The sequence below is a fragment of the Croceicoccus sp. genome, assembly GCF_983967925.1.
Map to the genome: position 1 here is coordinate 92,770 of NZ_CFETID010000009.1, position 11,218 is coordinate 103,987.

At 67.5% G+C, this 11,218-nt stretch carries 8 protein-coding genes and 1 tRNA gene; 1 reads left to right on the forward strand and 8 read right to left on the reverse strand.

The annotated features are described in order from the left end of the window. Positions 1-123: 123 nt before the first annotated feature. Positions 124-2,781, forward strand: a complete 2,658-nt coding sequence (locus AC4FIJ_RS07345) for a DUF2339 domain-containing protein (protein WP_490336056.1) — start codon at positions 124-126, stop codon at positions 2,779-2,781. Here AC4FIJ_RS07345 and AC4FIJ_RS07350 read toward each other — a convergent pair. The 8 genes from AC4FIJ_RS07350 to AC4FIJ_RS07385 all read right to left on the reverse strand — a co-directional run bounded on the left by AC4FIJ_RS07350 (position 2,720) and on the right by AC4FIJ_RS07385 (position 11,211). Further along, entirely contained in the window at positions 2,720-3,772 is a 1,053-nt protein-coding gene (locus AC4FIJ_RS07350; protein ID WP_490336057.1) for a DUF475 domain-containing protein, read from the reverse strand. The two genes, AC4FIJ_RS07345 and AC4FIJ_RS07350, sit on opposite strands and share 62 nt — an antisense overlap. A 133-nt stretch (positions 3,773-3,905) precedes the next feature. Continuing rightward, positions 3,906-5,345 (reverse strand): efflux transporter outer membrane subunit, encoded by a 1,440-nt coding sequence (locus tag AC4FIJ_RS07355; protein WP_490336058.1) that lies wholly within the window; start codon positions 5,343-5,345, stop codon positions 3,906-3,908. A 6-nt stretch (positions 5,346-5,351) separates the two neighbouring features. Further along, positions 5,352-6,455: an ABC transporter permease gene (locus AC4FIJ_RS07360; RefSeq protein ID WP_490336059.1), complete on the reverse strand. Its 1,104-nt coding sequence runs from the start codon at positions 6,453-6,455 to the stop codon at positions 5,352-5,354. Beyond that, the gene (locus AC4FIJ_RS07365) at positions 6,455-7,582 is read right to left on the reverse strand and encodes an ABC transporter permease (RefSeq protein WP_490336060.1); all 1,128 of its coding nucleotides are present in this window, start codon (positions 7,580-7,582) and stop codon (positions 6,455-6,457) included. Before AC4FIJ_RS07365 ends, AC4FIJ_RS07360 begins: the two co-directional genes overlap by 1 nt. After that, a complete protein-coding gene (locus AC4FIJ_RS07370) occupies positions 7,579-9,336 on the reverse strand; it encodes an ATP-binding cassette domain-containing protein (protein ID WP_490336061.1) in 1,758 nt (585 codons plus the stop codon). Before AC4FIJ_RS07370 ends, AC4FIJ_RS07365 begins: the two co-directional genes overlap by 4 nt. 2 nt (positions 9,337-9,338) lie before the next feature. Beyond that, the gene (locus tag AC4FIJ_RS07375) at positions 9,339-10,340 is read right to left on the reverse strand and encodes an HlyD family secretion protein (RefSeq protein WP_490336062.1); all 1,002 of its coding nucleotides are present in this window, start codon (positions 10,338-10,340) and stop codon (positions 9,339-9,341) included. Between the two features lies 1 nt (position 10,341). Next, entirely contained in the window at positions 10,342-10,965 is a 624-nt protein-coding gene (locus AC4FIJ_RS07380; protein WP_490336063.1) for a CerR family C-terminal domain-containing protein, read from the reverse strand. Positions 10,966-11,134: 169 nt separating this feature from the next. Continuing rightward, positions 11,135-11,211, reverse strand: a tRNA-Pro gene (locus AC4FIJ_RS07385). Positions 11,212-11,218: the final 7 nt, after the last annotated feature.

Genomic DNA, 11,218 nt, shown 5'->3' on the forward strand with positions numbered 1-11,218 from the left:
TTGAACGCTGTTCATTTGGCTGCTATTGCGCATGGCGACGATGTAGCGTCATGCTCGCTCTGGGCAATTGCGGCGGGGCGTCGGTCAGCCGGTCGGGCGGACCGGTGCAGGGGGATCACGATCATGGAATTCATGCTTCTCGTCGCCGGTGCCGTTGCACTGGTCCTGCTGTGGAAGCGGGTCGACCGGCTGGAGGAAGAGCTGCGGGACCTGAGGAGCGCAGGCGTCTCGCCCCGCGCGCCCGTGACCGAACCGGAACCGCAGCCGGCCCCTGCGCCGCGACCGGCGGCAAGTCTCGTCCCCAGATTCGCCCGCAGCACCCAGCCGCCGCGCGAAACCGTGCCGGAACCCGCGCCCTCATCGATTGCCGAAACTGCACCTCCAATCGCTCCGGCCCGCAGCCGCTTCGCCTTCGATTTCGAGGAACTGTTTGGCCGCCAGCTGCCCATCTGGGCGGGCGGCATCACCCTGGCGGTCGCGGGGTTTTTCCTCGTGCGTTATGCCATCGACGTCGGCCTGCTCAGCCCGGCGGTGCGCGTCGCCATGGGACTGGTGTTCGGGCTGGGCCTGATCGCGGGCGCAGAGGCCGCGCATCGCTTCAAGGACCGCGTCGCTGACCCCCGCGTGCCGCAGGCTCTGTCGGGTGCGGGGCTGGCGGTGCTTTACGCCACCGTATTTCTCGCGGGCACGTTCTACGGGTTGATCGGCACAGGCACGGCCTTCGTCGGCCTCGCGCTGGTGACCGCGGCGGCCATCGGCCTGTCGTTCCGCTTCGGCCTGCCCAGCGCGGTGCTGGGCCTTGTCGGCGGTTTCGCTGCGCCTGCTCTGGTCGGGGCGGAGGAATCGAACCTGCCGCTGCTGGCGTTCTATCTCGCGCTGGTCGCGAGCGGACTGGGCCATGCCGGGCGCAAGCAGGGTGCCTTTTCCGAAGGTGGGGGCTGGGCGCATGGCGGCTGGCTGGGGCTGGCGGGTATCGTCGGCGGGCTGGGCTGGGGCCTCGTCATGCTGATCGCGCAGCCCAGCGCGCCGGGCGACGTGGTGGCGACCGGGTTCTTCCTTGTCGTGCTGGGCGCCTTGCTGCCCGCGCTGGTGCTGCCCGATCTGCGCGAAAGCCGCTGGCTGCGGCTGGCGGCAGGCGGCTTCGCCTCGCTGCAGATGGCGGCCCTGCTGGAAAGCAGCGGCTATGAGCCGCTGTCTTGGGGCCTCTACCTGCTGCTGGGCGCGGCCTTCGCGGGGCTGGGCTGGCGAACGTCGGCGCTGCGCGATGCCTCGGCCGTCGCGGGCGGCGTGGGCGCGTGGATGCTGGGTTTCTGGTACGATCCCGATCCGTCGCTGTTCGCCGCGGTGGCCGCGGGGCTGGCGCTGGTGTTCGCGGTTGTGCCGCTGGTGCAGGTGTGGCTGGGCCGGGCGCGGGGCGCCGATGTCGCCGCGCTGGCGGTGATACCGCTGGCGATCATGCTGGCCGCGCTGTGGCATTTCGACAGTCTGGAAGGATCGCAGGCATGGCTGCTGGGTCTGGCCGGCATCGTGCTGGCCGTCCTTCCCGCGATGGGCGCATGGAAAACGGGGCCGCATGCCCGCTGGCGCAGCGCCGTGCTCGAGGCGTCGGCGGTCTGGACCGCCTATGCCGCGATCACCCGCTTCCTGCCGTGGGAGCCGCTTGCGTGGATCGCGGCGCTTGCTGCGGTGGCGCTTGCGTTCGGGCTGCCCGACCGGCGCTGGGCCGGGCGTGCGGCTCTTGCGGTGGCCTTGGTCTGGGCGCTCTGGCCGCTGGGCTGGTGGCTGGGGGCGGCGCTGGAAACTATGTCGGGATCGCCGCTGCTGGTGGGCGAATTGCCCTCTGCGCAGGATGCCGCGCTTCAGCTGGTGCCGGGCGCGCTCGCCGCGCTGGTGCTGGCGTTCCGCGAAGACGGCAGGCGGGCGCTGGCGGCGCGCGTGCTGGCCGCCCTGCCAGTCATCGCCGCGGCGCATGTGCTGTTCAAGCAGGTCTTCGCAATCCGTGACCTGACCGAGTTCGCCGCACTGGGCCTTGCCGAACGCTGCGCATGGGAAGCGCTGCTCCTGCTGGCCGCATTCGCCGCACTACGTTTGCCTGCGCGCTGGTCGCCGCGTCTAGGGGGATCGGCGGTGGGCTCGGCGGTGGCGGCAGCATTGGCCGGGGCCGCGCTGGCGCATTTCGCCTTCTACACCGGCCTAGTCCACAATCCGCTGTGGAGCGAACAGGCGGTTGGCCCGACGCCGGTCGCCAACCTGCTGATCATGGCCTATGCCATCGCGGCGGCGGCGGTCCTGCTGCTGCGGCAGGCCTTGCCTCTGCCCCCGGCGATGCAGCGCCCCTTCCGCGTGGCGAGCGACGCCGTGCTTATGCTGATCATCAGCCTGTTCGCCCTGTCCGAGCTGCGTCAGGCCTTCGCGGGCACGATCCTGCTGGACCCGCCCGTCGGTCAGACGGAGGATCTGCTGCGATCCCTGCTGGGCATCGTGCTGGCGGGCGGCTTCCTGCTGTGGGGCGCGCAAAGCGGCACGCGCAGCTGGCGGATCGGTTCGTTGGTGCTGATGCTGGTCGCGGTCTGCAAGGTGTTCATATACGACACGGCGGGTCTGGAGGGGCTGGCCCGGATCGCCAGCTTCCTTGCCCTCGGCTTCAGCCTCATCGCGATCGGCTGGTTCTATTCGCGGCTGCTGCGGGTGCCTGCCGATGTGGGACGGGGCGAGGGCGCTATGCCTGTATCCCCGCCTGATCCCGCCGCAGTTCCGCCCGGTTCCAGCGCAGCGAGCTGAAGAACGCAAGGCCGATCAGCACCGCACCGATCAGCCCGGTAACGACCTCGGGGATGTGATATTCGACGTTCAGGAACATGATCGCCGCCAGCACGAGGATCGCATAGAACGCGCCGTGCTCCAGAAAGCGATATTCGCTCATCGTGCCCTGATGGACGAGGTAGATCGTCATCGAGCGCACGAACATTGCCCCGATGCCAAGGCCGATGGCGATCACGAACAGATTGGTCGACAGCGCGAACGCCCCGATCACCCCGTCAAACGAGAAACTGGCGTCTAGCACTTCAAGGTAGAGGAACGAGGCAAGGCCGGATTTCGCGGCGACACCGGTCGTCTCTTCCGGCGCGCCCAGCACGTCGCCGATCATCTCCACCGCGATGAAGGTCAGCAATCCGAACAGGCCCGCGGTCAGGAAAGTCAGCCGCTCCTCACCCTCCAGCAGGGTCGAGGTGCCCCAGATCGCCAGGATCATCACCCCGATCTCGAACGCCTGCAGCCGCCCGAACTTCGCCAGCGGCCCCTCGATCACGCGGATCCAGTGGATTTCCTTGTCGGCGTCGAAGAAATATTTGAGGCCGACCATGCCCAGGAACGCGCCGCCAAAGCCCATCAGCCCGGTATGTGCATCGTTCATGATCCGCGCATAGGTATCCGGCTCGTTGATCGCCAGCATCAGCGCGCCCCACGGCCCCAGCGATGCCGCGATGGCCACGATCACGATGGGGAACACGATGCGCATGCCGAACACGGCGATGGCGATGCCCCATGTCAGGAACCGGCGCTGCCAGATCGGGTCCATGTCCTTCAGCACGGTGGCATTGACCGCCGCATTGTCGAACGACAGCGAAACCTCCAGCACCGCCAGCACCGAGCAGATCCACAGCGTGCCCAGCATGCCCTCGACCGTGCCGGAATATTCCCAGCCCACGAAAGCGCCCAGCGCGAGCGCGACGATTGTGAAGATGATCGATCCGGTGAAATGTCTGAGCAAGGAAGGCTCCGGCGTGTGGGGGGATTCGGCAGTCGTCCGGATCATGCATTCCGGATGTCACAAGGCCGCCTAGATACAGACGGCCCGCATCATATCAAGCGCGGTGAGGGCGGGCAGGTTCCCGGCGGGTGCGTCAGCCGTTGTCGGCAGGGGTTTGCGCCTGCCACGCCCCGCCCAGCGCCTTGTACACCGCGACTGCCGCATTGGCCGCCTCGGTCCGCGCAGAAGCCAGCGCCTGCTCGCGCGCCAGCAGTTCCAGCCGCGCCCGGTCGAGTGTCAGGCGGTCGTCCTCGCCGCGCTCGAACCGCTGGCGCGCCAGTTCGAAGGCCCGCGCCTGCGCTGCGGCCGCCTTGCCCGCGGCATCCTCGCGGCGTTTGGCCTCCAGATAGCGGTTGATCGCGCCCTCGCTGTCGGCCAGCGCCTCGGCCACGGCCTGCTGATAGGCGGCGGCGGCGGCGTCCGCCCCGGCATCGGCGGCGCGGATGCGGGCGCGGATCTGGCCGCCCGAAAAGATCGGCCAGCTGAAACTCGGCCCGATGGAAAAGCGGGTGGATGCCGGATCGAACAGATCGCCCGCGTCCTGCGCCTGCGTACCCAGCCCGCCCATCAGCGAAAAGCGCGGGAACAAATCGGCGGTCGCGACGCCGATCTGCGCGGTGGCGGCGGCCAGTTCGCGTTCGGCCCTGCGCACGTCCGGGCGGCGGCGCAGCAGGTCGGACCGCAGGCCGACGAGGATCTCTTCGGGCGCGTCCGGAATGGGGGCGGCATCGCGCAATTCCGGAAACACCTGTTCGGGCGGAACGCCCATCAGCGCGGCAAGGCGATAGGCCGCGCCCGCCTCGGACGCGCGGGCCTGCGCGGCGGCATCGGCGGCATTGGCGGCTTCTGCACTCGCGGCTTCGGCCTCGATCCGGTTCGCCTCGCCCGCGGTGTAGAGCTGGTTCGTCAGCGCGGCGAGATCGGCGGACGCTTCCTCGCGCCCAGCCGCCAGCGCGCTATATTGCTGCGCCGCGCGCAAATCCATGTAGCCGCGCGCGATCTCGGCCGTCAGCTGGACGAGCGCATCCTGATATCCGGCCTCTGCCGCCTGCGCCTGTGCATCGGCGGCCTGCGCCTCGCGCGTGCGGCGGCCCCACAGGTCGATTTCCCAGCTGGCGTCGAAGCCCAGATCGAAAAGGCTGTATTCGGGATCGAAGCCGGGAAAATTGCCCACCGGCAGGAAACCGTTCTCGCTGATCCGGTTCTCGGTCGCCGCGCCGCTGGCGGACAGCTGCGGCAGGCGGCCGCCCAGCACCGCGTCGCGATTGGCGCGCGCCTCGGCCAGCCGCGCGCGTGCCTCGGCCAGCGTGGGCGCCTCGGCCATGGCGCGGGTGATCAGCGCGCTGAGCTGCGGATCGTCGAAACGATCCCACCAGGCGGGCTGGATCGCGGCGCTGTTCGCCGGTTCGATCCACGCGTCCGACACCTCGGCGACAGGCGGTTCATAGTCGGGGCCGACGGTGCAACCGGCCAGACCGGCGCCGACAAGCAAAAGCGGGACAAGGGGCAGAAGCGGGATAAGGGGGCGGAACATTCGCATTCACTCCATGCGCGCGCGGAACAGCCAGCCGGACACCGCAATGGTCACGAAGCCGATCACGACCAGCGGCCACAGCAGCGGCAGCATGTCGGCGGCAGGCATGGCCTTGAGGAACTGGCCTATCGATATCTCCATGAAATAGCGCGCGGGGTTGATGTAGGTGATCGCCCGCAGCCAGTCGGGCATGTTCTCAAGCGGGCTGGCAAAGCCCGACAGCAGGATGACCGGAATGGTCGCGACGAACGACCCAAGGAACGCCTGCTGCTGCGTGGTCGACAGCGCCGACACGAACATGCCCAGCCCGACCAGCGAGACGAGATAGATCGTCAGCCCGACATAGAACCACGGGATCGATCCGGTGAACGGCACGCCGAATACCAGCGGCGCGACGACCAGATAGACCGATCCGTTGAACAGGCCGACGAAGAAGGGCGGCACCATCTTGCCGATCAGGATCTGCGGCACGGTCAGCGGGCTGACCATCAGCTGGTCGAACGTGCCCATCTCGCGCTCTCTTGCCACGGTCTGCGCGGTGACCGACAGGCACGAGACCGAGACGATCACCACCAGCAGGCTGGGCATGTTGAACCAGATATATTCGAGGTTGGGATTGAACCAGTTGATCGCGATCGCGTTCTGCGGCGGCGGGGTCGATGCGGGGCGCAGTTCCAGCCCCGTGTCGGCCGCGATCCGCGTCAGATAGCCGCCGACGATCTGCGCCGCGTTCGACCGCCTGCCGTCGAGCACCACGCCCACGGTCGCGGTTTCGTCGCGCGCGATCCGGCTGTCGAAATCCTGTTCGATCACCAGCGCCGCCAGCACTTCCTGCCGGTCGATGGCGCGGCGCAGCTCTTCCGCCGAGCCGAGGCGCCTGACCTCGTCGAAGGTTTCCGCGCCCGCGATGCGCTGGATCAGTTCGGTGCTGGCGGTTCCGCTCGACCGGTCGAGCACGCCGATCGCGACATTTTCCACCTGCAAGGTAACCGCAAAGCTGAAGATCAGCAGCTGGATCAGCGGCGGCAGCACCAGCGTGATGCGCGCCTTGGGATCGCGCAGCAGCTCCCAGAATTCCTTGACGATCATCGCCTTCAGCGCGCCGCTCATCAGTCCAGGCTCCGCTTGGTCACGCGAATGCAAAGCGCGAAGAAGCCCGCTCCGAACAGCAGCATGATCCCTATATTGGGCAGCAGCATCGCCCAGATGTCGCCCGCCAGGAACACCGTCTGCAGCGAGGGCACGAAATAGCGCGCGGGCACGATATAGGTGATCGCCTGGATGATCGTCGGCATGGACGAAATCTCGAACATGAAGCCCGACAGCAGAAAGGTGGGCAGGAATCCCGACAGCAGCGCGACCTGGCTGGCGACGAACTGGTTCTTGGTCGCCGCCGATATGAACAGGCCTTGCCCAAGCGCGGGCATCAGATAGGCGGTCGAGATCGCCATCAGCGCGAAGATCGATCCGCGCAGCGGCACGCCGAACATTGTCACGGCCAGCAATGTGCACAGCGCGGTGGATGCCAGCGCGAGCACGAAATAGGGCACGATCTTGCTGATCAGGAATTCGGCCATGTGCATCGGCGTCGCCATCATCGCCTCCATCGTGCCGCGTTCCCATTCGCGCGCGATGACAAGGCTGGTCAGCAGCGTGCCGATCATCGTCATGACGATGGCGATCGCGCCCGGCACCAGGAAATTGCGGCTGGTGAGCGAGGGATTGTACCAATAGCGCAGAGACAGATCGATCGGTGGCGCGGGATCGGCCCCGCGCGCGGCGGCCTCGTTCGCCATCCATGTGTTCAGCAGCCCTTCGGAATAGGACCGCGTAAAATTGGCGGTATTGGGCATCGACCCGTCGGCGATGATCTGCACCGGCGGCGGATTGCCGCGCGCATAGCCGCTGCCGAAATCCTGCGGGATGACGACGATGCCGCGGATCTCGCCGCGCACCATCATGTCCTTCAGCGGCTGGACGCTGCGCGCGGTGACGGCTTCGAAATTGGGATTGTTCTGATAGGCGCCCGCCAGCGACAGCGCCGGCGCGCTCGAATCCTCAAGCGCGATGCCGATGCGCGTGTTGGTGGAATCGAGATTGAGCGCATAGCCGAACAGGAACAGCAGCAGCAGCGGCAGGATGAAGGCGATCAGGAAGGTCGACGGATCGCGCCGGATCTGCGCCACTTCCTTGGCGACCATGGCCGACAGACGCCTATTGTCGATCAGCGCGCTCATGCCGCTTCACTTTCGGCGCGCCCGTCTTCCTGCGGCCGCTGCGCATCGCTCGCCTCGATCATGGCGATGAAGGTGTCTTCCATCGTCGGATCGTCGAGATCGGCCATGTCGGCGGCCTGGCTTTTCAGCTCGTCGGGCGTGCCGCTGGCGATCTGTTCGGACCGGTAGATCAGCGTGATCGCGTCGCAATATTCGGCCTCTTCCATGAAATGGGTGGTGACCAGCACGGCCACGCCCTTTTCGACAAGGCCGTTGATATGCATCCAGAATTCGCGCCGCGTGACGGGATCGACCCCGCTCGTCGGCTCGTCCAGGAACAGCACCGGCGGTTCGTGCAATACGGCGGCGGCCAGCGCCAGCCGCTGCTTGAAGCCCAGCGGCAGCGTGCCCGCGGTCGCCTTCAGCCGGTCGCCCAGTTCGAAGATCTCGGTCACCCGCTCGACCGCATGGCGCGCATCGCGCCCCTCCAGCCCATAGGCGCCCGCGAAAAAGTTCAGGTTCTGCGCCACCGACAATTCGCCATAGAGCGAGAATTTCTGCGCCATATACCCCAGCGCCGCGCGCGCCCTGCCGCCGGACGAGCGCAGATCATGCCCCGCCACCGCGCCCGATCCCTCGGTCGGGGTCAAGAGGCCGCACAGCATCTTGAACGTGGTCGACTTGCCCGCCCCGTTCGGCCCCAGCAGCCCGAAGATCGAGCCATAGGGCACCGAAAAGCTGACATCATGCGCGGCGGTGAAGTCGCCGAAGCGGCGGGTCAGCCCCTTCGCCTCGATCGCGGGACCATCGCCCGCCTCGATATTCCGATAGGCCTCCGCCAGCGCGCTGGTGCCCTTGGGCCCGCCGCCCAGCCGCTCGATAAAGCCGTCCTCGAAACGGGGCTGCGCGGGGGCGATTTCGAACCCGCTCTCGCCCTTCAGCTCGTCCGGCGTCTTCAGCAGCAGGCGGACCGAGCGGCCCTGTATCGTCCCGTCGATCAGCCCTTCTCGGTCGAGCATCTGCGTCAGCACCTTGCGCCGCCGCTTTTCGAACCCGGTCAGCCGCACGACACGGTCCTCGACCGAGCGGGTGAGTTCGGCCGGATCGCCGCTGAACAGCAATTCGCCTTCGCTCAGCAGATAGACGCTATCGCATTTCTCCGCCTCGTCGAGATAGGCGGTTGACCACAGCACGCCCAAGCCGTCGGTGATCAATTCCTGCACCATCGCCCATAATTCGCGGCGCGAGATCGGGTCGACGCCCACGCCCGGCTCGTCCAGCAGCAGCAGGCGCGGCGTTTTGACCAGCGCGCAGGCAAGGCCCAGCTTCTGCTTCATGCCCCCGGACAGCGCGCCCGCGAGCCGGTCGCGAAACCGGGCAAGGTCGGTAAACTCCAGCAACCGGCTGAACGTCGCCTCTCGCTCGTCGGCGGGCAGGGCGCGCATGTCGGCATAGAGGTCGAGGTTCTGCTGGACGGTCAGATCCTCGTACAGGCCGAAACGCTGCGGCATGTAACCGACATGCTCCATATCCTTGCCCGGCGCGCCGCCCAGCACCGACACGGAACCCTTGTCAGGTGCCATCAGCCCGGCGAGGATGCGGATCAGCGTCGTCTTGCCCGCGCCGTCCGGACCGACCAGTCCCGTAACGCGGCCCGTCGGTATCTCCAGCGACACGCCGTCCAGCGCAGGCTTTTCCGCGCCCTTGAAGTTCTTCACCAGATCCCGGACGCAGGCGACCGCGCCGGAACCGGGGGAGGGCGTATCGCCCGGCACGATCAGTCCTCCGCTGCCGGACGGGCCGCGGGGATGGTCACGGTGACGGGCTGTCCCTGCCGCAGCGCCTCGTCCGGATTGTCGACCACGATGCGCAGCCGGTAGACGAGGTCGGTGCGCAGATCCTCGGTCTCCACCGACTTTGGCGTGAACTCGGCGCGCGGCGAGATATAGCCGATGGTGCCCTGATAGGTCTTCGGATTGCCGTCGGCGGTGACCTCGACCTTCATGCCCGGATTGATCCGCGCCATATCGGTCTGCGCGACATAGGCGCGCACCCGCAGCGGCCGGTCGATGGCGATGGTGAAGGCGGTGACTCCGGGCGAGACAAGGCTGCCCGGCTCGACCGAGCGGGTGACCACCGTGCCCGCAAGCGGCGCTTCCAGCCGCGTGTAGTCGAGGTCGGTGTCGATCGCGGCACGCGCGGCGCGGGCGGCCTCAAGCTGTGCGCGGGCGGCGGCGATATCCTCGGCGCGCGCGCCTTCCTGCGCCAGCGATGCGCCCTGGCTGGCTTCGGCATAGCGCGCCTCGGCGGTGCGTAGCGCGGTGACGGTCTGCTCCCAGACAGCGCGGCTGATCGCGCCCGATTCGACCAGTGGCTGGCGGCGTTCGTAATCGGCGCGCGCATCGCTGAGCGCCGCACGGGCCGCCGCCTGCTGCGCATTGGCCTGCCGGATTTCCTGCGGCCTGCTGCCCGCCTGCAATTTCGCCAGCTGCGCGCGCGCCTGCGCCAGCTGCGCATCGGCCTGCGCCAGCCGGTCCTGCGCCTGGCTGGGGTCCAGCACGGCCAGCAATTCGCCCTGCTTCACCCGCTCGCCCTCTTCCACCGGCACCTCGCTGACGCGGCCCGAGGCCTGGAACGCCATCTCGACCTCGCGGATGTCGACATTGCCATAGAGGGTGAGGGGGCCGTCATCGCCCTTCAGCAGGCCAAAACCCGATGTGGCGATGGCGGCAATGACCAGCGCCGCAAGGGCGATGCCGGCAATGATACGGCGGTTCATGTCAGGCTTGCTCCGGCTGGGAGGAAAGGACGCAGCGCGTATTGGCGACAAAGCGTGCGATCAAGGTTTCGGCGGTCGCGGGATCGAGCTGGGGAACCTGCATCAGGCGGCTCACCGTCGCGCGCGCGGTGCGCAAGGTCAGCGCCTGTCCCCACAGCCCGATGGCGCAGGCCCGTGCCTCGTCCTCCCCGAAATCGGGCCGCGCCTGGCGGATCAGCCCGACCGCCAGATCGAGCAGGCCGCGCATCCCGCCGATCCACAGCCGCTCGAACGCCTCGGTCGGCGAATGCTGCTCGCGCACGATGAAATAGGACCAGTTCTCGGACTGCGGATCGAACATGAGCTGCGCAAAGGTCCGAAGCAGGCGGCACAGGGCATCGACGGCGTCTTCGCCGCTGGCGGGCGGCTGCGATTCGATCATGGCGACCGCGGTTTCGAAACGCTCGGTCAGGCAGGTCGCGATATGGTCGGCGCAGGCAAGGTAGAGCCCTTCCTTGCCGCCGAAATGATAGGTGATCGAGGACATCGCCGTATCCGCCTCCTTCGCGATGGCGCGCGTGGCGGCACCTGCGAAGCCCTCGCGACCGAAATGGGCGATGGCGGTGTCGAGAAGTACGTCCTTCATGGCGGCGACTCGTTAATTCGTTCGACCGAACAAGTAAAGATGCCTGAAGGTGCAGGCCGCTTCAGCCGCCAGGACGGTCGCGCTTACTGACAAAAATGTCGATAATTTGGGGGTTGGTGTGTCCGGCGATTGTCTGGCCTGAAAAGGGCGCAATCGCTGCGGAAGAATTTGGTCGGGACGAGAGGATTCGAACCTCCGACCCCCACACCCCCAGTGTGATGCGCTACCAGGCTGCGCTACGTCCCGACCGGAG